Annotated in this window: 23 protein-coding genes and 1 pseudogene; 9 read left to right on the forward strand and 15 right to left on the reverse strand. The window is 64.5% G+C overall.

Annotated elements, in window-relative coordinates; genetic code table 11:
* Positions 1 to 199: 199 nt before the first annotated feature.
* Positions 200 to 1,462: an ISAzo13 family transposase gene (locus tag BDD21_RS11425; RefSeq protein WP_120799872.1), complete on the forward strand. Its 1,263-nt coding sequence runs from the start codon at positions 200 to 202 to the stop codon at positions 1,460 to 1,462.
* A gap of 194 nt (positions 1,463 to 1,656) precedes the next feature.
* Here the strand turns inward: BDD21_RS11425 and BDD21_RS11430 are convergent, their stop codons facing one another.
* The 3 genes from BDD21_RS11430 to BDD21_RS11440 all read right to left on the reverse strand — a co-directional run bounded on the left by BDD21_RS11430 (position 1,657) and on the right by BDD21_RS11440 (position 3,845).
* Entirely contained in the window at positions 1,657 to 2,763 is a 1,107-nt protein-coding gene (locus BDD21_RS11430) for a WD40/YVTN/BNR-like repeat-containing protein (protein WP_120797283.1), read from the reverse strand.
* Position 2,764: 1 nt separating this feature from the next.
* Positions 2,765 to 3,040 carry a MoaD/ThiS family protein gene (locus BDD21_RS11435; protein ID WP_120799873.1) on the reverse strand — a complete coding sequence of 92 codons (276 nt, stop codon included), beginning with the start codon at positions 3,038 to 3,040 and terminating at the stop codon, positions 2,765 to 2,767.
* Positions 3,041 to 3,260: 220 nt separating this feature from the next.
* Positions 3,261 to 3,845: a hypothetical protein gene (locus tag BDD21_RS11440; RefSeq protein ID WP_120797284.1), complete on the reverse strand. Its 585-nt coding sequence runs from the start codon at positions 3,843 to 3,845 to the stop codon at positions 3,261 to 3,263.
* Positions 3,846 to 4,081: 236 nt separating this feature from the next.
* Between BDD21_RS11440 and BDD21_RS11445 the strand changes: the two genes are divergently transcribed.
* The 3 genes from BDD21_RS11445 to purT all read left to right on the forward strand — a co-directional run bounded on the left by BDD21_RS11445 (position 4,082) and on the right by purT (position 7,456).
* Positions 4,082 to 4,606 carry a hypothetical protein gene (locus BDD21_RS11445; protein WP_147431061.1) on the forward strand — a complete coding sequence of 175 codons (525 nt, stop codon included), beginning with the start codon at positions 4,082 to 4,084 and terminating at the stop codon, positions 4,604 to 4,606.
* Positions 4,603 to 6,015 (forward strand): GAF domain-containing protein, encoded by a 1,413-nt coding sequence (locus BDD21_RS11450; protein WP_120797286.1) that lies wholly within the window; start codon positions 4,603 to 4,605, stop codon positions 6,013 to 6,015. The genes BDD21_RS11445 and BDD21_RS11450 overlap by 4 nt, the downstream gene beginning before the upstream one ends.
* Positions 6,016 to 6,271: 256 nt before the next feature.
* Positions 6,272 to 7,456 (forward strand): formate-dependent phosphoribosylglycinamide formyltransferase, encoded by a 1,185-nt coding sequence (gene purT, locus BDD21_RS11455; protein ID WP_120797287.1) that lies wholly within the window; start codon positions 6,272 to 6,274, stop codon positions 7,454 to 7,456.
* A gap of 188 nt (positions 7,457 to 7,644) precedes the next feature.
* Here the strand turns inward: purT and BDD21_RS11460 are convergent, their stop codons facing one another.
* Entirely contained in the window at positions 7,645 to 8,658 is a 1,014-nt protein-coding gene (locus BDD21_RS11460; protein ID WP_120797288.1) for a class 1 fructose-bisphosphatase, read from the reverse strand.
* Between the two features lie 303 nt (positions 8,659 to 8,961).
* Positions 8,962 to 9,855 (reverse strand): Uma2 family endonuclease, encoded by an 894-nt coding sequence (locus tag BDD21_RS11465; protein WP_245969540.1) that lies wholly within the window; start codon positions 9,853 to 9,855, stop codon positions 8,962 to 8,964.
* A 334-nt stretch (positions 9,856 to 10,189) separates the two neighbouring features.
* Between BDD21_RS11465 and BDD21_RS11470 the strand changes: the two genes are divergently transcribed.
* Together BDD21_RS11470 and BDD21_RS11475 are read left to right on the forward strand one after the other, a co-directional pair.
* Positions 10,190 to 12,649, forward strand: a complete 2,460-nt coding sequence (locus BDD21_RS11470) for a DEAD/DEAH box helicase (protein ID WP_120799875.1) — start codon at positions 10,190 to 10,192, stop codon at positions 12,647 to 12,649.
* Between the two features lie 255 nt (positions 12,650 to 12,904).
* The gene (locus BDD21_RS11475; protein WP_170164739.1) at positions 12,905 to 14,137 is read left to right on the forward strand and encodes a ribonuclease H-like domain-containing protein; all 1,233 of its coding nucleotides are present in this window, start codon (positions 12,905 to 12,907) and stop codon (positions 14,135 to 14,137) included.
* A gap of 880 nt (positions 14,138 to 15,017) precedes the next feature.
* Here BDD21_RS11475 and BDD21_RS28590 read toward each other — a convergent pair.
* Both BDD21_RS28590 and BDD21_RS29185 read right to left on the reverse strand, forming a co-directional pair.
* Positions 15,018 to 15,683: a transposase gene (locus BDD21_RS28590; protein ID WP_245969543.1), complete on the reverse strand. Its 666-nt coding sequence runs from the start codon at positions 15,681 to 15,683 to the stop codon at positions 15,018 to 15,020.
* The gene (locus tag BDD21_RS29185; protein ID WP_120797290.1) at positions 15,602 to 15,910 is read right to left on the reverse strand and encodes a helix-turn-helix domain-containing protein; all 309 of its coding nucleotides are present in this window, start codon (positions 15,908 to 15,910) and stop codon (positions 15,602 to 15,604) included. The genes BDD21_RS28590 and BDD21_RS29185 overlap by 82 nt, the downstream gene beginning before the upstream one ends.
* 161 nt (positions 15,911 to 16,071) lie before the next feature.
* Here BDD21_RS29185 and BDD21_RS29190 point away from each other — a divergent pair, with 161 nt between their 5' ends.
* Together BDD21_RS29190 and BDD21_RS29195 are read left to right on the forward strand one after the other, a co-directional pair.
* The gene (locus tag BDD21_RS29190) at positions 16,072 to 16,404 is read left to right on the forward strand and encodes a transposase (RefSeq protein ID WP_425470237.1); all 333 of its coding nucleotides are present in this window, start codon (positions 16,072 to 16,074) and stop codon (positions 16,402 to 16,404) included.
* The gene (locus BDD21_RS29195) at positions 16,334 to 16,783 is read left to right on the forward strand and encodes a hypothetical protein (protein ID WP_425470238.1); all 450 of its coding nucleotides are present in this window, start codon (positions 16,334 to 16,336) and stop codon (positions 16,781 to 16,783) included. The genes BDD21_RS29190 and BDD21_RS29195 overlap by 71 nt, the downstream gene beginning before the upstream one ends.
* Before the next feature lie 260 nt (positions 16,784 to 17,043).
* Here the strand turns inward: BDD21_RS29195 and BDD21_RS29125 are convergent, their stop codons facing one another.
* Genes BDD21_RS29125 through BDD21_RS11500 form a run of 3 tightly spaced genes read right to left on the reverse strand, consistent with a single transcriptional unit; the run spans position 17,044 to position 17,738 of the window.
* Positions 17,044 to 17,280, reverse strand: coding sequence for a type II toxin-antitoxin system VapC family toxin (locus BDD21_RS29125; protein WP_342769604.1), 237 nt, complete (start codon positions 17,278 to 17,280; stop codon positions 17,044 to 17,046).
* Between the two features lie 3 nt (positions 17,281 to 17,283).
* Entirely contained in the window at positions 17,284 to 17,469 is a 186-nt protein-coding gene (locus BDD21_RS11495; RefSeq protein ID WP_120797291.1) for a PIN domain-containing protein, read from the reverse strand.
* Positions 17,466 to 17,738: an antitoxin gene (locus tag BDD21_RS11500; protein ID WP_120797292.1), complete on the reverse strand. Its 273-nt coding sequence runs from the start codon at positions 17,736 to 17,738 to the stop codon at positions 17,466 to 17,468. The genes BDD21_RS11495 and BDD21_RS11500 overlap by 4 nt, the downstream gene beginning before the upstream one ends.
* Here BDD21_RS11500 and BDD21_RS28595 point away from each other — a divergent pair.
* A pseudogene (locus BDD21_RS28595) lies at positions 17,737 to 18,036 on the forward strand (transposase); the annotation flags it as partial. The gene BDD21_RS11500 and the pseudogene BDD21_RS28595 sit on opposite strands and share 2 nt — an antisense overlap.
* Positions 18,037 to 18,125: 89 nt before the next feature.
* On the opposite strand, the gene BDD21_RS27805 reads toward BDD21_RS28595, so the two are convergent.
* The 5 genes from BDD21_RS27805 to BDD21_RS11525 form a co-directional block, all read right to left on the reverse strand.
* Complete coding sequence (locus BDD21_RS27805) at positions 18,126 to 18,263, reverse strand: hypothetical protein (RefSeq protein WP_170164740.1); 138 nt, start codon at positions 18,261 to 18,263, stop codon at positions 18,126 to 18,128.
* On the reverse strand, positions 18,260 to 18,487 hold the full coding sequence (locus BDD21_RS11510) for a DUF433 domain-containing protein (protein WP_120799876.1): 228 nt from the start codon (positions 18,485 to 18,487) through the stop codon (positions 18,260 to 18,262). The genes BDD21_RS27805 and BDD21_RS11510 overlap by 4 nt, the downstream gene beginning before the upstream one ends.
* A gap of 175 nt (positions 18,488 to 18,662) precedes the next feature.
* The gene (locus tag BDD21_RS11515; protein WP_120797293.1) at positions 18,663 to 19,643 is read right to left on the reverse strand and encodes a glutathione S-transferase family protein; all 981 of its coding nucleotides are present in this window, start codon (positions 19,641 to 19,643) and stop codon (positions 18,663 to 18,665) included.
* A gap of 306 nt (positions 19,644 to 19,949) precedes the next feature.
* The gene (locus BDD21_RS11520) at positions 19,950 to 20,627 is read right to left on the reverse strand and encodes a histidine phosphatase family protein (RefSeq protein ID WP_120797294.1); all 678 of its coding nucleotides are present in this window, start codon (positions 20,625 to 20,627) and stop codon (positions 19,950 to 19,952) included.
* 705 nt (positions 20,628 to 21,332) lie between these two features.
* Complete coding sequence (locus BDD21_RS11525) at positions 21,333 to 21,530, reverse strand: hypothetical protein (protein ID WP_120797295.1); 198 nt, start codon at positions 21,528 to 21,530, stop codon at positions 21,333 to 21,335.
* Between the last annotated feature and the right edge of the window lie 18 nt (positions 21,531 to 21,548).

Here is a 21,548-nt window from a genome sequence, read left to right on the forward strand (position 1 = left end):
CGCTTAGGTGATTTCCGGAAAAGGATCTACCGGAAGCGCCGCAACCAGAAAAAGGGGTCGAACGCTCTACGGAACGATTCACTAACAAGTAACGCATTTCATCTCGGGCCATTTGTATACGAAGAGCGTCACCCACTTGAAAAACAATCGACCTGCTGCGAGCATCGCTGGCGATGATCCGAACGGGAGCGATCGCACCATGAACGCATTTCCGGGTTACGGCGCAGCGCACGAGGAGACGATGCGGATGTTCTCGCGCACTCTGGACGAGGACCATCGCCGCCGCTACGCGGCGATCGAGGCGCTGAAGATCGGTTTCGGCGGCATCACCTATGTGGCGCGCGTGCTGGGCATGAGTCGACGCACGCTCTACACCGGGATTCGCGAGTTGGAGCAGTTGCGCGAAGGCGACCCGAACCACCCGCGGCGCCCGAGCGGCGATGCCAAGCGGGTGCGCCGCCCCGGCGGCGGCCGTCCGCCGATCACCGAACGCAAACCGCAACTGGAGTCGACGCTGCACGAGGTGCTCGATGCCCACAGCGCCGGCAGTCCGACCGACGAGCGGGTGCGCTGGACCGATCTCAAACCGCTGCAGTTGGCCCATCGCCTGCTCGAGCACGGGTTCGAGATCAGTCGCAATACGGCCGCCGCGTTGCTGGATCGGGCCGGCTTTCGTCGCCGCGCCCTGCGCAAGGAGTTGATCACCGGCGTGGTCGACCCGAAGGCGCGCGACGAGCAGTTCCGCCACATCGCCGCGCTGCGCCGTCTGGCGCGTCGGCGCGGTATTCCCGTGTTCAGTATCGACACCAAGAAGAAGGAGTTGCTCGGCACCCTGCATCGGCCGGGACAGTCCTACAGCACCGCACCGCAAACGGTCTTCGATCACGACTTTCGCCACCTCGCCGACGGCGTGCTGGTGCCGCATGGCGTCTACGACGTGCGCGCCAACGTCGGCTTCATCACGCTCGGCACCTCGCGCGAGACCAGCGCCTTCGTCTGCGACGCCATCGCCTTGGCCTGGACGGTGCTGTTCCGGGCGATGTATCCCAACGCGACCGAACTGCTGTTGCTGTTGGACTGCGGCGGGGCCAATGCCGCGCGCTCGCTGCGCTTCAAGGAGGACCTGATCGACCTGGCCCGGCGCTTGGGCGTGCGTCTGCGCATCGCCCACTATCCGCCCTATACCTCCAAGTGGAACCCCATCGAGCACCGCCTGTTCAGCCAGGTCGAGCGCGCCTGGCGCGGGGTCATGCTCGACAGCCCGGAGACGGCACTGCGCACCGTCGAACAGACACGCACCCAGACCGGTCTGAGCGTGACCGCGCGGATCCTCGATGCAACTTACGAGATCGGGCGCACGTGCTCCGACACGTTCCGCGACGTCAAGGATCGGTTCATTCGCCATGACTGCGTGAACGGACAATGGAACTACCTCGTCGATCCGAATGGGTTCGCTTGTTAAGATGTTTAACTTGTTTTTGAACGGTTACTACTCGTTGTCGTCATCGGATTCCGGACGAACACGACAACGACAACGACAACGACAACGACAACGACAACGAAAAATTCTGCGACGCTTTGCTTACGTCTGACGGCATCAGGGACTCGATGCCTTCCAGGCACTCGCTGTCAGGATGACGATTCCCGGAAATCACCTTAATGCTCGAACCGCACGCAGAGTACCGGCGGCAGATGATGGCTGACGCTCTGCCAGGAGTCGCCCTGGTCTTCGCTGACCCAGAGCGAGCCTGTCGTGCTGCCGAACGCGAGTCGCTCGCCGTCCTCGGCGCAGGCCAAGGCGTGGCGGTAGACCAGGTCGTAGGCCGGCTCGTCCGGCAGCCCCCGGCTCAGGACCTCGAAGCTCGCACCGGCGTCGCGCGTGCGTGTGACCACCAGACGCGCGTCGACCGGAAACCGCTGCTCGTCCTTGGTGGCGGGTACGAACCAGGCCGTGTCGGGGTCACGCGGATGGACGGCCACGGCGAAACCGAAGCTGGAAGGCGCGACCTCGGTGATCTCCGTCCAAGCCGCCCCGGCGTCGTCGCTGCGGAAGATGCCGTTGTGGTGCTGCATCCAGAGCCGCTCGGGGTGCGCCGGACACTGGACGATGAGGTGCGCATCCTGGGTGATGGGATCGTCGGCCAGCGCTGCCGGCAGATAGGCGTTGCGCAAACCCGACCCGATCAGCGACCAAGTCGCGCCCGCATCTCGGGTGGTCCAGACGCCTCCGACCGAGACGCCGACGGTGACATGACGCGGGTCGCGCGGATCCACCAGGATCGAGTGAATCCCGGCGAAGTCGTACCCTCCGCCCGTCCATTGGCTGCGACGCGGATCCTCCCAGAGCGTGCGGGCGATCTCCCAGGTGTCGCCTTCGTCGCGCGAGTGGAATAAGGCCCCGGGAATCACGCCGCACCAGAGCTCGCCCGGCGCCCCGCACTCCAAGGCCCAGATCAACAGGGTACTCCACGGGACTTCAACCCCGCGCATCGGATCCTTGTCCTCCAGTCCCTCGGGTTTGGGCGGGAACACGGGCACCGGAGCCAGCGTCCAGGTCTCGCCCGCATCCTCGGAGCGCTGAAGCTTGACCCCGAAGTGCCCCAGGTCGAGCGCGGCATGCAGACGACGCCCGCCGGGCTCCACGAGCAACATGGATACCGGGTCGCCGAGGAACCAGCTTCGCGCGATACTCCAGCGCCCTCGATCGCTCCGCTCGATCCGAAACAGGCCCTTATGGGTTCCGACCAGCAGACGTTCGCTCATCTCAACCTCCGGATAGGGCTTGAGCGACGAAGATCGTGTCGCCGTCCTGGATCGGGTCCGACAAGCCACGACGATCCCGGATCAGTGTCTCGTTGATGAAAATGGCGACATGTCGGCGTACCGCACCCTGGTCGTCCAGGACAAAACCGCGCATGTCGGGACGCGTGCGAAAGCAATGCTCCAGTGCGTCTCGCAGGTTGCTCCCCTCGACGCAGATCGGCGAACACTCCAGGTGGCGCGACAAATTGGGGGTAAAGCTCAGGGTCGTGGTGGTCATGGCCCCTCCGCCGGACGCATCGCGAATGGATGCCTTGGAGCTTCGAGCATAGGTCATAGCCGAGCGGATCGCGATGTCGCAGACGCGTTCCTCCAGCACCCGCGCTTCAGAGACCGTGCAAGCGTTCACTTGCCCCGCAGGGCGGCCCGAGGCCGCGGGTCCAGCCGAGGATGGCTCATCGGTCAGGGTTTCTTGGCTATGGGTGCCCTGCAGGTTGGACTTACCGTGTAACGACCAGGGAGTGGGCCTTCGGGACGAAGTCGAAGTAGGGTGTGGCCACCACCTCGCCGGGGGCCGCCGCGACGGGTACCGGCTCGCCGGCTGGCCCCAGAGATCGCACGAACCGATGTATCGCGACCAGGTCCGCGTCCGTCATCGCGCTCAGGTTGAACCAAGGCATCGGCGGACGCTTCGGCTCCCGCGCCCGCACCAGCCAGTCGGCCTCGGTCAGCTCATTGAGCAGGAGCCGCAGATTGGTCGGGTAGGTCGTGCCCCAGGGGCCTTGGAAGCCGACCGCGCTGCCGGTGAGCCACTGCTCGGTCGGGATCTCGCCGTTGCCTTGCATGTAACCTTCGGTATGGCAGTCGTTGCAGCCGCTTACTTTGACCAGGTAGCGGCCGCGTTCGATGAGCGAAGCCGGGTCGTTCAGGTCCGACATGCCCGAGTCGGTAAACGGACTCGCAGCGGGCTCGATGAGCGAAGCCGTCGAATCGGCGAATGGCTCGGCGTTGACGCCCCGCGGGTCGGCGGTGACTGCGTGGGCAATCAGGGCGAGGATGGGCAGGGCGATGCTGCGAGCGTTCATCGTGATTATCTCCAGCGGTGAATGGCGGGGAATAGGGACAATGAGAGGCTAGTCCCCAGGCCCGCGGCGCGTTGCTAAGTCTTCGCTAACGGATTGCTAAAAGTTCCTTAACCCGCGGATGCTCGCGGATCCGGGGTTCGGGAGATGGCCCGGAGACGGGCTGCGAGGCAGGCGCTGGCAAGTCATCGCCAAGCTTGTAGAATCCCGGAATACCCGCCGCGTTTGGTGACCGGCCCATGTCGATGTCCCAGATGGTGACTGCTCCGTCGTCGTCCGACTGCCCGCTGCTCGATCAGGCCCGGGTCGAGTTCCTGCTCGGCCCGGTTTCGATCTGTCTGGCGTCACGCGATGCAGCCGGGGTGCCGTCCCTCGCCCGCGCCTTTGGTTGCCGGGTCACCGCGGATCGCCTGGAGGTCGCCGTGCTCGTGCCGACGCGGACGGCCGAAGCCTTGTTGCGTGATGTGACCGCCGGCGCACCGATCGCGGTGGTGTTCAGTCGCCCCAAGACCCACGAGACCCTCCAGCTCAAGGCCCCGGCGGCGCGTCTCGAACCGCTCGGACCGACCGATCGGCAGCGCATGCGCGCGAGCGGCAGTGCCTTCGCCGCCGAACTCATCGCCCTGGGATATTCGGCGGTCTTTTCCCATGCCCTGGTGGCGCCGAGTAACGAGGACGCGGTGGCTGTGGCCTTCTCCCCGACCCTGCTCTTCGACCAAACTCCCGGGCCGCGAGCCGGCAGGCGCCTGGAGCCGCAGTCATGACAGTGCCGCTGAGCGCACTGCGGGCCTGCTTCGAAGGCGCCGTGCCGGCGACCATTGCCACCTGTGCCGCGGACGGCACGCCCAATGTCGCCAAGCTGTCGCAGGTTCATTTCGTCGACGACCGGCACGTCGCCCTGTCCTACCAGTTCTTCAATAAGACCCGCGAGAACCTGCTGCATGGGCGCCGGGCGACGGTGGAGGTGATCGACCCCTTGAGTGCCGCCATCTACCACCTGCACCTCGAGTATCTGCGCACCGAGACCGAAGGGCCGCTGTTCGAATACATGAAGGCGCGGCTCGCCGCCATCGCCTCCCACACCGGTATGAGCAAGGTGTTCCGCCTGCTCGGTGCGGACCTGTTTCGGGTGCTGCGCGTCGATGCCATGCCCGGCGATGCGCTCCTGCAGCCGTCCCCGCCGGCAGATCTGCTGGCCGGACTGCGGGCCTGTGTCGCCTCCCTGGCCCGCTGTACCGACTTGGCCCAATTGCTCGAGGTCACGCTGGCGGGCCTCGCGCAGCACTGGGATGTCCACCATGCCATGTTGCTGATGCTCGACCCGGATCAGCGGCGTCTCTATACCGTCGCCAGCCGCGGCTACCCGGAGTCGGGCGTCGGCTCCGAGGTGCGCGTCGGCGAGGGCATCGTCGGCGTCGCCGCCGGGGCCCGAACCCCGATTCGCATCGGCTACGTGGTCCAGGAATACCGCTACAGCCAGGCGACCCGCCGACACTTCGCCGACAGCGCCGACGGCGGTGTGCTGGAGACCGAGATCCCGTTCCCCGGTCTCGCGGATGCCGGCAGCCAGTTGGCCGTGCCTTTGCTCAGCGGCGATCGGCTGCTCGGCGTACTGTATGTCGAGAGCCCCGTCGAGGAACGCTTTACCTATCATGACGAGGACGCCTTCGTGGTCCTGGCGTCCCATCTGGCCCTTTCCATCGATGGGCTCGCGCGGGCCGTGGACCAGGCCTGCGAGCCACCCGTGTCCGTCTCGGCGTCGATCATGCCCCGTGCGCCCGCAACCCCGCCGGGTACTCAATCGATAGCTGCGTCCGCTGCAGGGACCACGGGCGGGACGCCGGGCGGGCCGATCCAGATCCGGCACTTCCCCCACGACCACAGTCTGTTCGTCGACAACGAATACCTGATCAAAGGCGTCGCCGGGGCGATCTGCTGGAAGCTGCTGCGCGAGCACACCGCGTCCGGGCGGGCGGATTTCACCAACCGCGAGTTGCGCCTGGATACGTCGCTGCGCCTGCCCGAGGTCACCGACAACCTGGACGCGCGCCTGATCCTGCTGCAGCGAAGGCTCGCCGAGCGCTGTCCATTGCTGGCCATCGAGAAGACCGGCCGAGGGCGTTTTCGCTTGGTCGTGAGCCGGCCGTTGCAGCTCGTCGACGTGTCCGCTTAAACCGCGCCCAGCGCGGTATGCGATGTTTTTGGATGGGATCGGCCCCGGCAGACTTGACGAGCGCTGGAGTCAGCGCGGTTTAAGATATTAAAAAATATATCGTTTCAAACCGCGTCTCTGCTAAGGGTTGTGGATGCAGCGATCGCCGGGTCGCCTGCCGCGCGTGCCCCGATCCTCCGGGTGTTTTGTTCCATGCGGCTAAATTTCAGGTCCCCTCGGTATATCATCCCGCCGAAGCCAAACCCGGAGCACCCGCATGACCAGGATCGGAACACCCGGCGCCGCAGGCGCGACCCGCATGATGTTGCTCGGCTCGGGCGAGCTCGGTAAGGAGGTCGCCATCGAGGCGCAGCGCTTCGGGGTGGAGGTGATCGCCGTGGATCGCTACCCGGGCGCGCCGGCGATGCAGGTCGCGCATCGCAGCCATGTCATGAACATGCTGGATGCCGACGCACTGGCGGCACTGGTTGCCGAAGAGGATCCGGCACTGATCGTCCCCGAGATCGAGGCGATCGCCACGGCGACGCTCCTGGAGTTGGAAGCCGGGGGCCGTCATGTCGTGCCCACCGCGCGGGCTGCGCATCTGACGATGAACCGCGAGGGCATCCGTCGGCTGGCCGCGGAGGAGTTGGGCCTGCCAACCTCGCCCTATCGGTTTGCCGATGACGACGCCGGCTACCGTGCCGCCGTCGAGGCGATCGGTCTGCCCTGCGTGGTCAAGCCGGTCATGAGCTCTTCGGGCAAGGGTCAGAGCACCGTGCGCAGTCCGGAGCAGGTGCAGGGTGCGTGGGATTACTCGCAGCAGGGCGGGCGCACGGGGTCGGGCCGCGTGATCGTGGAGGGCTTCGTCGCCTTCGACTACGAGATTACCTTGCTGACCCTGCGTCACGGGGACCGGACCAGCTTCTGCGCGCCGATCGGCCATCTGCAGATCGACGGCGACTACCGCGAATCTTGGCAGCCGCACCCGATGTCGGCATGCGCGCTGGCCCGTGCGCAGGAGATCGCCGGTGCGGTGACCGATGCGTTGGGTGGCACCGGCATCTTCGGCGTGGAGCTGTTCGTGCGCGACGATCAGGTCTGGTTCAGCGAGGTCTCGCCGCGCCCGCACGACACCGGGTTGGTGACGCTGATCTCGCAGGATCTCTCGGAGTTCGCGCTGCATGTGCGCGCTATCCTGGGTCTGCCGGTGCCGCAGATCAGGCAGCTCGGCCCTTCGGCATCGGTGGCGCTCTTGGCGGAGGGGCGGTCGCAGGATCTGCGCTTCGGCGGTCTGGATCGTGCACTCGCGGAGCCGGACACCGCCATGCGCCTGTTCGGTAAACCTGAGGTCGACGGCAAGCGTCGCGTGGGTGTGGCGCTGGCGCGCGGAGAGACGCTGGAGGAGGCTCGGGAGAAGGCTCGGCGTGTTGCGGGGGCGGTCGAAATCGAGCTGGCTTGAGGCAAGCGTTGCTGTGTCGAGATTCCGGGACCATCCGGAATCGTTGTCGTTGTCGACAATCGATTACGATCACGACAACGACAACGAGCGGTCTCGGCGAATCTGCGGTGAAGTGCTAAGGCGCGTGTTGCCGGATCGCCGTACTGAGTCGCGTCGAGGACTGCAAACAGGATCCGGCAAACGGGCCTTTAGGCTTGGTCGTGGTAACCCAGGATGCGCTCGACCTCGTTCTTGGAACCCAGGATGACCGGGACCCGCTGATGCAAGGACTCGGGCTGCAGATCCATGATGCGCTGGGTGCCCGTGATGGACCCGCCGCCGGCCTGCTCGACGATGAAGGACATAGGGTTGGCCTCGTAGAGCAGACGCAGCTTGCCGCCTTGACCCTTGTCCTTCATCTTGCTGTCGATGGGGTACATGAAGACGCCGCCGCGCGTGAGGATGCGATGCACCTCGGCGACCATGGAGGCGATCCAGCGCATGTTGAAGTCCTCCCCGCGCGGGCCTTCTTTGCCGTCCAGGCACTCCTGGACATAGCGTTTGACCGGCGGTTCCCAAAAACGCATGTTCGAGGCGTTGATCGCGAACTCACGCGTGTCGGCCGGAATCGTCATGTTCGGGTGGGTGAGGATGAACTCGCCGATGTTCTGATCCAGGGTGAAGCCGTTCACGCCGTTGCCGGTGGTCAGGACCATCATGGTCGAGGGTCCATAGAGCGCATATCCGGCGGCGATCTGTTGGGTGCCGGCCTGGAGGAAATCACGCTCGGTCGGCGCGCCGTCGCCGCCCTGAATGCGCAGGATCGAGAAGATGGTGCCCACCGAGACGTTCACGTCGATGTTCGAGGAGCCGTCGAGCGGGTCGAAGGTCAGTAGATACTTGCCGCGAGGGTACTTGGCCGGGATGTCGTAGATGGTGTCCATCTCTTCGGACGCCATGGCCGCCAGATGACCGGCCCATTCGTTGGACTTGATGAAGACCTCGTTGGTGAGGATGTCGAGCTTCTTCTGAGTCTCGCCTTGGATGTTCTCGCTCTCGGCGCTCCCGAGCACGCCGACCAGCGCACCATGGTTCACCATGTTGCTGATGACCTTGCAGGCCGTGACGATATCGTTGAGCAGGGAAGTGAAATCGCCCGTGGCGCCGGCCACGTGACGCTGCTCCTCGATGATGAACTGGGTGATGGTCGTGCCGTTGTGCATGGGTGTCCTCTGGGTTTTAAACCGCGCCAGCGCGGTATGCGATGTTTTTGGATGGGATCGGCCCCGGCCGCCTTGACGACCGCTGGAGCCGGCGCGGCTTAAGGTTTTAAAAAATATATCATTTTAACCCGCGTCTCCGCTAAGGGCTGTGGATGCACTAAACGTCGAGCTCACTCGAAAATCTAGCCTCCCGCTCTGGACGCGGTTGAGTTGCGTCGAGCGCTTTTAAGCAATCGGCAGTATAGGGTTTTCCGGTCTTGCCATAAACCCAGCGCGGGGTTGCGAAATGGCCGGTTCGGACGGTCAGCGCCCGGGCCGTTGCGCGCGGAGTTGCGCGAGCGCCTCCTCGGCCTCTTGGCGCGCCCGAATCTCTTCATCCAGACGCTGCTCGAGCGCCATGCGTGCCTGGCTTTCGGACTCGGCACGTCGAGCCTCCGCCTCGGCTCGTTCCTCGGCCTCGCGCCAGCCCGGCAGCACGAATGCGGCGTAGACCGGATCTCGACGCATCTCCTCAAGCGAAGGCTGCGCGATCAGATCGTCCAACCGGAACCCAAGGCCGGGCAGGACGCGGGAGTGGATCACGCCCTCCTCGGGTGCAATGGGGACGTAGACACCCGCAGTCGTCAGTGTGTAAAAGGCCTGACGCTCGGGTTCGCGGTGCAGAATGATGTATTCCTTGACACCGCCTGCGGCATATTCGGCCTTCTTGGTCACCGTGTCGCGCACGATACCTGCGGGCTTTCTCTCGGACAGTGCCTCCACGCAGAGATCGAAGACGCCGTGATAGGAGGCGTCGAAATACAACAGCGGCTGTGGGTTGTCATTGCGCACGACGCCGAAGTCCGGCTTGCGGATCACCGTCCCGGTCGGCAGCGGCAACCTGAACCCCATCTCCAGTGCGACCATCTTCGCGATTGGCCGGGCGCGCAGGAAGTGTTGCAGGAGTAGCGTGAACCAGGCATAGACCAGATAGGTGCCGTAATCGGACACGGGTTTCTCCTCCAAGCGACCGTTGTTCCATTCGTAATGGATGTCCGATTCGAAGTAGTAGTCGCGCCAGTACTCCTCCTCCGTGACCAAGCGACCCGCCTGCGAGACGGGTTGAACGCTGTCTGTTTCAGTTGTCGGTGTGTGCTGCTCGGCTCGAGCGGCTGCGCGCGTGGACATGGTGACATCGACCTCTGCCAAAGCGATCATCTTCGCATGTCCAACAGGTTAGCAGTTTCCATGGTCGCCGTGTCTGCATCGCCAGCGACCCGAACAGCGAGGTTGCAGGATCAGGATGTCCGGGTGATGATCGCGGCTCATTGCATCCCGCGCCCTATCCGAACCATCCCGGTTGGACGGAGCGGGTGGAGCAGCGCAGTCGGGTAATGGACAAGCGCCGTAGGGTGGACAAGCGCAGCGCAGTCCACCAGCGCCCGCGCAGCACTCGGTGGACTTCGCTCTCGCTCGTCCACCCTACTTGTCGGTCTTACGAACAAGACCGACTCATCCCATCAGCCAACACCCCGTGAGCGGAATCCACAGCGTGCCTCTTTCTGATCCACTGACCCGCGCTGCCCGCGAAGAGACGATCATCGAGACCGCGCCGAACGCGTCTCAGCCCGTCACACGTCTGAAGGCCCATCTACTCAAGGGCTATCGGGGACGGATCGCCGGCGAGTCGACTCAGGCCGCGCGGCCCGCGCGCTGGCTTGAACTTCCGGACAACCTCGCACCGTCGCTGGCCGAGGCGCTGAGGTCGGGAGGTCGCGCGCGCCTCTACAGCCATCAACGCGCGGCCTGGGATCTGGCCCGCGCCAAGCGGCACTTCGTGGTCGCCACGCCGACCGCTTCGGGCAAGACGCTCTGCTACAACTTGCCCGTGCTCGATGCGGTGCTGGCGCAAGGCCGCAAGGCGCTCTATCTCTTCCCGACCAAGGCGCTCGCTCAGGACCAAGCCGCCGAGCTGATGGAACTGAGTCGCGCCATCCAGGCGGCCGGCGGGCCGGGTGTGAAGGCATTCACCTTCGACGGCGACACGCCGGGCGATGCGCGCAAGGCGGTGCGCACGCGTGGCGACATCGTGCTCAGCAATCCGGACATGCTGCATCAGGCGATCCTGCCGCATCACACCAAGTGGGCGCAGTTCTTCGAGGGGCTGGCTTACATCGTTGTCGACGAGCTGCACACCTACCGCGGCGTCTTCGGTTCGCATGTCGCCAATGTCTTTCGGCGCCTGTTGCGGGTCTGTCGCTTCTACGGTGTGGAGCCGACCTTCATCTTCGCCTCGGCGACTATCGCCAATCCCGCCGAGCTGGCCGAGCGTCTCTGCGGCGCGCCGGTCGCGGCCATCACCGAGTCCGGCGCGCCGCAAGGCGAGCGTCATCTCCTGCTGTGGAACCCGCCGGTCATCAACCCGGATCTCGGCATCCGTGCATCGGCCCGCTCCCAGACCACGCGCATCGCGCGAACGGCGGCCAAGCTGGGGCTGAAAAGTATCGTCTTCGCCCGCTCGCGCCTGATGGTCGAGGTCATCACCAAATATCTGAAGGATGTCTTTGATCGCGACCCGCGCAAGCCTGCCCGTGTCTTGGCCTATCGCGGCGGCTATCTGCCGAGCGAGCGCCGCCGTGCCGAGCAGACCATGCGCGCCGGTGCCGTGGATCTGGTGGTCAGCACCTCGGCCTTGGAGCTCGGGGTCGACATCGGTGCCTTGGATGTCGCCATCCTGAACGGCTATCCGGGAACCGTGGCCGCGACCTGGCAGCGCCTCGGGCGGGCGGGGCGGCGGCTCAAGCCCAGCCTGGGAGTCATGGTCGCGACCAGTGACGCGCTCGATCAATACATGATGCGCCATCCCGAGTTCTTCTTCGGCGCATCCCCCGAGCACGCGCGCATCCATCCGGACCAGCTCTTGATCCTCATGGACCATGTGCGCTGCGCCGCTTTCGAGCTGCCGTTTCGCGACGGCGAGTCCTTCGGCGCGGAGGATCTCGGCGAGATGCTGAGCTATCTGCGCGACGAGGGCGTCCTGCAGCATCAGGGAGACCGCTGGTTCTGGGTCGCCGACAGCTATCCCGCCAACGCCGTCTCCCTGCGCTCGGTCGCCGAGGGCAACTTCGTGGTGATCGACACCACCGGCGGCGCCCAAACGGTCATCGCCGAGGTCGACTACAGCAGCGCCCCCGGCACGCTTTACGAAGGCGCCATCTACATGATCCAGTCCCAGCCCTATCAGGTGGAGCGTCTGGACTGGACCGGCCGCAAGGCGTTCGTGACCCGCACCCGCGCCGACTATTACACGGACGCCATCGACTACACCCGGCTGAAAATCCTCGCCCGGTTCGACGGCCGCGCTCAAGGCCAGGGCGCGACGGCGCAAGGCGAGGTCCACCTGGTCCGACGCTATCCCGGCTACAAGAAGATCCGCTACTACAGCCACGACAATATCGGCTACGGCAACATCGACCTGCCGGATCAGGAGATGCATACCACTGCCCTCTGGTGGCAGGTCGAGCCGGCCGCGCTGGAAGCCGCGCTGCCGGATCGCCAACAGGCGATCGACGGCTTTCTCGGCGCCGCCTACGCCCTGCACCATGTCGCCGCGCTGCGCTCGATGGCCGAGATCCATGACCTGGGCCGCTCGGTCGGAGACGGGCAGGGGACCTGGTTCGCCATCGTCGGCGCCGAGGGTCGCGGTCAGATGCGCGGACCCGACAACACGCCCTTGGATCCCATGTCGGGCCAGCGCTTCGAGCCGACGCTCTTTCTCTACGACAACTATCCGGGTGGCGTCGGGCTCTCCGCGCCGCTCTACGACGATGCCCCGCTGCTGGTGAGCGATGCACGCGATCTGGTCGCAAGTTGCGGCTGTACCGCCGGCTGTCCCGCCTGTGTCGGGCCGGTCTTGCGCGGCGATGAAGATCTTGCTGTCACGCCGCGTCAGGCGGCCTTGGCGGTGCTTGATCTATTGAGCGTTTCGGGGTTCATCGGTAGGTCGGGTTAGGCTCGCGGCGCGGTGTCGAGCTGTTGCGTTGACCCCGCGTCAGTTCGAGATTAACGTCGGAGCGAAACCTGGCGGACCCGGAGCTGCAATGGTGTGCCTGACATTCGATTACAAAGCTGAATGGTGGTGTCGCGCGGGATGCAGCTGAACGAGCGCCTTCGACGCTTGCGTGGTCCGGCTCCCGCTGCGGAGGGAGCGGACGCCGGCTCGTCCGCGTCGGTCGATCGCCCTTCGCTTGCCGAGAGGCTCCGGCGGATGTCGGTTGGACAGTCGCACGCAGCCAGTGCCCTTGGACCGCAAACCCATGTCTTGGCCGAAGCGGTCGGAGCGGTCGAGATCGCGCCCGGCGTCCTCTGCCTCGAGCGGAGGTTTGTCGGACACCGCCGACACGGCCAAGTGTCGATGGGGCCGTGCGGCGACGCCTGCATTGACGCATCGATCGATCGCGGCTGGGTAACCGCGGCCTCGCATCTCGCCCCTCGGCCCGAATCCGAACCTGTGGCACCCTTCCCGACGGTGGCCGATCTCATCTGCCTGGACACCGAAACCAGCGGTTTGGCCGGCGGCACGGGGACCTGGGCCTTCATGACCGGCCTGCTGCGCGCACGGGACGACGGTTGGACGCTCCGCCAGTTCCTGCTGACCCGTCTCGACTCGGAGTCCGCCTATCTGGAGGCGATCGCCGCCGAGTTGGTGAGCGCCGGCCTGCTCGTCAGCTACAACGGCCTGTCCTTCGACATCCCGCTGCTCACCACGCGCTTTCGCCTGTCCGGCCAAGCCGATCCGCTCCCGGCGTTGCCGCATCTGGATCTGTTGAAGCCGGTGCGACGTGCCTACGGTCGGGTCTGGCCCGATTGCCGACTCGCGAGCGTCGAGCAGCGCCTCTTGGGGTTCAAGCGCAAGGACGACCTGCCGGGCTCAGAAGCCCCGGCGGCTTGGCTCGCCTGGTTGCGCGCAGGAGAGGTGACCCCGTTGGCCGGCGTGCTGCGGCACAACCGCTGGGATCTGCTCTCGCTCGCGGCTTTGATCCCGCGTCTGGGCGAGGTCTTCGCGGATCCGGGTGCGTTCGATGCGGATGTCCGAGCGGTCGCCGCCTACCATCAGGCGCAGGGTCGATCCGATCGCGCGTTCGAGCTGCTTCGGTCCGAGCGTTGCCGCCTGGATCCGGCTGGCCTGCTGGATCTGGCCCGCCTGCATCGTCGACGTGGCGATTGGGATCAGGCCCGTGCGATCTGGGAGCAACTCGCGGCGCAAGGTGATGCCGAGGCGCGCACGGAACTGGCGAAGTATCACGAGCACCGCACCCGCGATCTGCACTGCGCCCTCGCGCTCGCCCGCGAGCTTCCGCCGGGCCCGCTGAAACAGCGGCGCTGCGCACGACTGAACGCCAAGCTCGACGCACGCGACGGCGGATCATCCGCGTTGATGGACGCCTTGGCCGCCACCCTAAACGAGTCCTGCTCATTCGACCGGCCAACTAAACCATAAACCTAGGATAAAGGGGCTCGCGATGCCCGGTCTGCGGTGTCACGCATGCTTCTGTTCCTTCGCTCGTCGCGGGCCACGCTGGTTGCGGTAATCGGCATTCCCTTGCGCACCAACGATGAGCGATGAAGCACTGCGTTCGGGTAACCGCTGGGCCTTTTGGACGGCTGTGGCGATTTGTCTGGTGCCCCTTGTTCCATACGCCATCTTCGGCGGTTCCTGATGCCTCTGCGGCGCGGCTCCGGCCGCGCCCAATCATTTCAAACGGGGCCGCGTGCCCCGTTTTTTGTGCACAGCAACGGATCCGCGACCGTATCGCCGGGTCGGCTAGTCGACCAAGCCCACATCCTCGCTATGCTGCGCACACAGCGCCTCGCCGGGCACGGCCGGGCTGTCGCAGACCGCGCAACGGGGGACCGATGAACCGGCCACGGCGGTGAGGCGACGACGCTTGTGTCTGATGATCGGTGCTGAACTGGCCTTGGTCTGATCGGCGATTGTTGGTGGTCGCCATGCTACCGCCGGACTCGAATCAATGGCGTCCGGCACGGCGCTTTGAGCGGCCAACCGGTGAGTGAATCCGCACTCGGGACAGCGCAAGAGTGGATGCTTCGGAGTACTGCACTCGGGGCATGCGTTACTGCTCACTGAAATCCTCTATGTGTACCGGTTGTTGCGGGCGATGCATTGGAGCGAAGACGGTCGAGGTGTATTGCCGTCTTCATCGGGTGTTCGATATGGGCGCGACTTGAAGAGGTATCCGGCTCGACCTGCCCGCCCAGATCCATGACTATCCGCTCATGGCGCGCGGCCGTCCAATGGTGCGCGTCAGCTGTTAATGGAACTCGAACACTGTCGCGAGGGTAGCATTGTCGGTCATTCTCTACCCATCACGAACCCTGACCTCGGTCACAAGCTCGACCCTGAGCGATGCTCCGACATGTTCCCGCAGATGGGGGCCAGCGTGGGATGTCTGTTCGAGCGTGCCTAAACGACGCCCGCACCGTCCAAGGTTGTCCATGATCAGGTGCCGGTGTGTGGCGGCATCGCGGCTGGCGAGCAGCTCGACGAGCCACTCGGCGAAATCGGCCTCGGTGCGGGTCGGCCCGAGCCGATAGGTGACCCGGCCGGTGGCGACATCGAAGGAGGCGATGAGGGTCAAGGTGCCGTGACGGATGTCTTCGAACTCGCGTCGTTCCGTCCGACCCGGGCGCATCGGCAGGGTCGGGGCTGCCCGCTCGAGGGCCTGCACCCCGGTCATTTCATCGATGTTGCGCGTCTGGATCCCGGCGGCCGCACGCTCGGGCGCCAAACAGTAGGTCTCGCAGACATCGCGGCATTTGTCCTCGAACTGCGCATCGCGCGGGCTGTTGATCCAGCCGCGGGTGCGATGCGGCTTCAGATCGACCTCGCGAAGGAAGCGACCGATCGAGTGGGCGGAGATCTCCGTGACGATGCCGCGCGCGATCACCTCCTCGGCGAGGGCGGCGTGGGTCCAGTGCGTGACTGGAACGGCCGGCCCGCGGTGGCCATCCAGCGTGCGCGCCAACGCTGGACAGTGGCACGCCCGAGGCCCAATTGCTCGGCGGTTTCGCGCACACCCGCGCCGGCCGCGCCGAGCAGAATGATCCGCGCCCGCATCACGAGGCTCTGCGGCGCGCTATGCCGGCGCACGATGGCCTCGAGACGGCGGCGGGGCTTGTTCGTCACGTCAATGGGGGCAGCGACACAACAGCGAACCATGGCGAACGCGTCGACACGAGAGATGATGAACATGGCCGTTATGTCACCGTGTACACCTCACGAGCGGTATCAGGATTTTCACTCTGCAGCACTAGGCTCGTTGAGAGGGCCGGGAAGCCCGGATCACCACATTGAACATCCTGCGGGCTTGATCTTATGGTGTGCCGTAGGTTTTCGCGGCGACGAGGAAAACGATGGCGCGGCCCCTCCGGCTGGAATTTGCCGGTGCGCTCTATCACGTTACGGCACGCGGCAACGAGCGGCGCAGCATCTTTCTCGGCGACGCCGATGGCGACTGGGTGGCGTTTCTCGGCGTCCTGGGGCAAACCCGCGAGCGATTCAACTGGATCTGTCACGCCTACTGCCTGATGACGAACCACGACCACCTGTTGTTGGAAACGACGGATGGCAATCTCTCCAAGGGGATGCGCGAGATCAACGGTGTCTACACGCAGTATGTCAACCGCGCCCCCGGGCACGTCGGGCACCTGTTTCAGGGCCGTTTCGAGGCTATCCTGGTGGAGTGAGCGTGACCTGCTGGAGCTGGCCCGCTATGTGGTGCTGAATCCCGTCCGCGCCGGGATGGTGGGAGCGCCGGGCGACTGGCCGTGGAGCAGTTACCGTGCGACGGTCGGAGAGGAAATCGCCGTGCCGGCATTCCTGGAGACGGATTGGGTGTTGCGGGCGTTCGCCGAGCGCAGGGCCGAAGCGATGGCCGGCTACCGGCGGTTCGTCGCCGAAGGCATCGGCGCCGCCGGTCCCTGGTCGGGGCTGAAGGGCCAGATCTACCTGGGATCCGAGCAATTTGTCGAGCGCATGCAGGCGCTGATCGACCCGAAGCGACCGCTGTGCGAGATCCCGAAACGCCAGCGCCTTGCCTTCAGCGGATTCGGGGTCGGGTCTTGACTCTTGCCAAGACCCGACCCTGTTCCTTCCTAATGGGTATGTCTTAGCGGTAGCAGTCGTGCCATTCGAGTCTGGTCCGTTTTTCCACGTTTTTCGCTTCGCCGCCGTCTTCCTTTCTCGTCCTTGGTTTCCAAGCGGAGCTTGGTAACTCGGTTCGAGAAGCTCTGCTTTCCTGGTCCCGCTGTAGCCAGGAGCTAGGCTCGGTCCTCCGCAGGCTGCGGCCCACGAACCGGATCGATTGGACGCGGTTCAGTAGCCAGTCATACCCCTGCCGCCGCCTCGATCCAATTCTCCAAGGTAAGTCCGGGAACCCGCCCGAAATCGTCGGCGTTATTGGTGACGAGAATCAGCCCTTCCGCCAAAGCATGGGCCGCGATCTTGGTGTCCATGCAGCCGATCGGCAGGCCCCTGCGGCGCAGGTCGGCAGCGACCGCACCGTAACGGTCAGCGGCCCGACTGCCCCAGTCGAGGACTGGAGGCCTCCGCGATGAAGGCATCGATCAGCGCGTGGCGCTTGCGGCATCGCTCGGCAGCAAGGCTTGTCCGTAGCGCAGCTCGGCCCGGGTGATGGCGGAGATCGCGACCGCGTTTGCCATCAAGGCCGCCCGCATCCGCCGATCAAGCGACGGATAGCGCTTTTTGAGGAAATAGCTCGAGATGTCCGTATCGATGAGGTAACGGATCATGCCGACCAGTCTTCCAGCGGGTTGCGGGGCACCTTGACCGGATTCGACCGTTCCGACAGAAAATCTGCGGGCAGGGGCGCCTCGTCCAGCAGCATGAACAGCGATTGCAGCCCGTCGGAATTGGGCCCTGGGGCCTTGGGGGTCAGGATGATCTCGCCGGTTGCCTCATCCTTGCGGACCCATACCTCGTCCGCGGCGAGCTCGAACCCTGGAGGAAGCTGCACTGTCTGTTGGTGCTCTGTGGAGCGGATCTTGGCGGTTGCAATCATGGGTGGTGTCCTCCCGGGGCGAGCCATAGGCCTTAGATTACACCTCCGGCTGGAATTTGCCGGCGCACTCTATCACGTGACGGCACGCGGTCACGAGCGGCGCAGCGATGGTGACCGGGCAGCGTTTCTCGGCATCCTGGGACAGACCTGCGACCGATTCAACTGGATCTGTCGCGCCGATTGCCTGATGACGAACCACTACCATCTGTTGTTGGAGACGCCGGATGCCAACCTCTCCGAGGGCATGCGCCAGCTCAACGGCGTGTGCACGCCGGCAGCGGCCAGGCTCAATTTCAGATCAATGGAACCTGACGCCATTTCCCCTGGGCGGCCGCGACCTGAGGGTCTTAAGCGACGGGTCGGACCGTTGGGTTACCGGCGGCTCTATTACAGCGGTGCCGTGTCGTGGTCTTCATGGGCAGTGAAGCTGAACTGCACGGTGGCGCTGCCCGCAAATCCCGCTTCGGTCAGAACAGGTACCCACTCCGGCGAGAGACTGACATCGATGACCAGCCGCAGGGTCATGCCGCCGTGAGGTCCTCTTCACGTTCCTCCAGACGCCAGGCGGCGTAGGCCAGCGCTGCATCCAGGTCCTCGGGCTCAAGATAGGGGTACGCGGAAAGGATGCTCTCCCTGCTGACACCCTCGGCCATGAGTCCGAGCACCGTTCCGACCGTGACCCGCAGGCCTCGGATGCAGGGCTTACCACCCATGACAGCCGGATCCAAGGTGATTCGGTCAATGTCCATGGCTGACCTCGACATTTGGCTCGCGAAGATCTTTGAGCGGACAGGATAGCAGTCGGACTGTTCAATGTCGTCAAGGGCTGGAGCCGCAGCAGAATGACGGCGAAAATGGCGCTCAATTTCTGCCGCGATGCTTTTCCCCATGCCCCGCCCGCACACGCATCCCTTTCCCGTCTTTTCACGTTCCCCCTTTTTCCCCATCCGGTTTGCCTCCGGCGCCGAGCCGGTCGCGCCCGTGGGGCGCCGCGAAGTCGAGGGCCGGACCCTTGGGCAGGATGCCGTTCGGGTTGATCTGCTTGTGGCTGCCGTAGTAGTGCCGCTTGATGTGGTCCATGTTCACCGTCTGCGCAACGTCGGGCACCTGATAGAACTCGCGCGTGTAGGCCCAGAGGTTCGGGTAGTCCACCAGGCGCCGCTGATTGCATTTGAAGTGGCCGTGGTAGACGGGGTCAAAGCGCACCAGGGTCGTGAACAGGCGCCAGTCCGCCTCTGTGATCCGGTCTCCGACCAGATAGCGCTGCCGTGCGAGCCGGGCTTCGAGCTCGTCGAGCGTCTCGAATAGCCGATCGAAGGCCGCCTCGTAGGCGCTTTGCGTTGTTGCGAAGCCGGTCCGGTAGACGCCGTTGTTGACGTTCTCGTAGACCAACGCGTTGACGGCGTCGATCTCCTCATGCAGTTCCGCCGGATAGAAGTCCAGGTCGGCGCGTCCCCAAGCGTTGAAGGCGCTGTTCAGCATGCGGATGATCTCTGCCGATTCGTTGTTGACGATGACGTCACGTTGCGTGTCGTACAGCACCGGCACGGTGACGACGCCATCGAAGTCCGGCGCGCTGTGCGCATAGAGCTGGTGCAGCGTGTCGAAGCCGTGCACCTGGTCCGGCGTGGCGCCGGGATAGTCGCCGAACACCCAGCTCTCCGGCGGCATCAGCGGATGCACGACCGATACCGAGATCGCATCCTCCAGGCCCTTCAGCGCTCGGAAGATCAGCGTGCGATGGGCCCATGGGCAGGCGTAGGACACGTAAAGGTGATACCGTCCGGGCTCGGCCTTGAAGCCGCCCTCGCCACACGGACCCGGGCTGCCGTCCGGCGTCACCCAGTTCCGGAAGCCGGATTCCCAGCGGATGAATTCACCGGTGTCTGCGTCAGCCTCAGTCATATCGTCCTCGGAATTAAACCGCGCCCGGTGCGGTCTGTGTCATGTGTTGGAACGGATTGGCCGCGCCGGCTCCGACGACTGTCGGAGCCGGCGCAGTTTAATGTATTAAAAGAGATTAAATTCTAAACCGTGTCTCACCGACATCGAGGACATCTCCGAAGCCAAACGCAACATGAAGATGACGCATGTCGCTCTGGACGCGGTTTAGGGGGACATTGCGGCTTTTACGAGCACCTTGGTTCCTTTTGATCCCCAACGCTTACGATGTCCTGCAGCCGTCGACTTGTCCGCCAGAGTGGGCAAGGATCAACTGCGCGGCGACCACCAACGCGACAGGCGTTGTGAGAAGGTGCGATCGGGGACGCCTTCGTAGTGCGAGACGTCGTTGAAGAGCCTGAGGCGTGCTCGCACCGGGCTGACGAAATCGAGGATATTCAACGCCGCCGGACTCTGATCCAACCGATCGCGGTAGCCGCGCGCGTCGAATCCCAGCAGGCTACTGATCAGAAGGCGGTTCGTGCCCTTGTGACAGACGACCAGCACCGAGCCTTGATGGTGCTGCTCCACGATTCGGCGCACCACCGGTAACGCCCGCGCGAGCACCTGCACGCCGGATTCACCATCTCGCGGCGCGATCGTGAGCGGGTCTTCCTGCCAATTTTCGTACTCGTCGCCGTACTGGGCCTCGACCTCGGCTCGGGTCTTTCCTTCCCAGTGTCCGTAATCGATCTCGCGCAGCGCCGACTCCGTCTCGACGCGAACCCCAGCGCCATGAGGCTTGGCCAGGATTCGCGCGGTCTCCACCGTGCGCCCCATCGGGCTCGCATAGATGGCATCAAGCGGCTCGCCGGCGAGGCGGCTCGCAAGATTTTCGACCTGCTTGCGTCCCTCCTCGGAGAGCGGTACGTCGGTCGCACCCGAGAAGCGATCCTCGGCGGTCAGCTCAGTCGCACCGTGGCGAACCAGGAAAAGTCGTGTCGGCATGGTTGTCGCTCAGTTGGTTCTTCGATTGCGCTAAACCGCGCCCGGTGCGGTATGCGTCATTTGTTGGAATGGCTTGGACGCGCCGGCTCCGACCACTGTCGGAGCTGGCGCGGTTTAAGGTATTAATAAAATTAAAATTAAAATTAAACCACGTCTCGCCAAGATCAAGGACGTCTCCGACGCTAAACACAACATGAAAATGACGTATTTCGCTCTGGACGCGGTTTAAACGTGGCTGTTTTGGTGCGCGCGCATGAGAGCGCCAGTCCATGCCGGGCCTATATCGCCCCCATGATGCTGTTGGTGGAGGCGGCGTCCGCCTTTTTCTATCCGGACGTGCGTACAAATAGATTCGCACCTACACGCTGTTCGTTTCTTTCCGGGACATCGCCTCGGCTCTCAGCTTGATACGACAACGACAACGACAACGGGTAGAGCGTTCGACCACTTTTCCTGGTTGCGGCGCTTCCGGTAGATCCTTTTCCGGAAATCACCTGGCACTCGGCGTTAAACTCCTCGAAACCGCGCCCGGTGCGGTATGCGTCGTTTGTGGGATTGGCTTGGCCGCGCCGGCTCCGACGGCCGTCGGAGTCGGCGCGGTTTAAAGAATTGAAAAATTTTAAATTTTAAACCGCGTCTCGCCGAGATCGAGGACATCTCAGAAGCCAAACGCAACATAATGACGCATGTCGCTCCGGACGCGGTTTAGGCGGAGATCGACCTGCGGCAGGTCGAGGTGATCCGGGCGACCGGGGCGGGGCCGGCACAGGTGCTGGCCTTCGCCACCGTGATCGTCAGCGAGTGGGTCTCCGCGCCGGTGCGTGCGGCCTTGATCCGAGCACAGCCGTGCGGCGGGTAGAAGGATCGGTGATCGGATAGGATGGCCGGACCCTGTCGAAGCATCCGACGAACTGCGATGGC

The sequence above is a fragment of the Thiocapsa rosea genome (assembly GCF_003634315.1).
In the GTDB taxonomy this organism is placed as follows: domain Bacteria; phylum Pseudomonadota; class Gammaproteobacteria; order Chromatiales; family Chromatiaceae; genus Thiocapsa; species Thiocapsa rosea.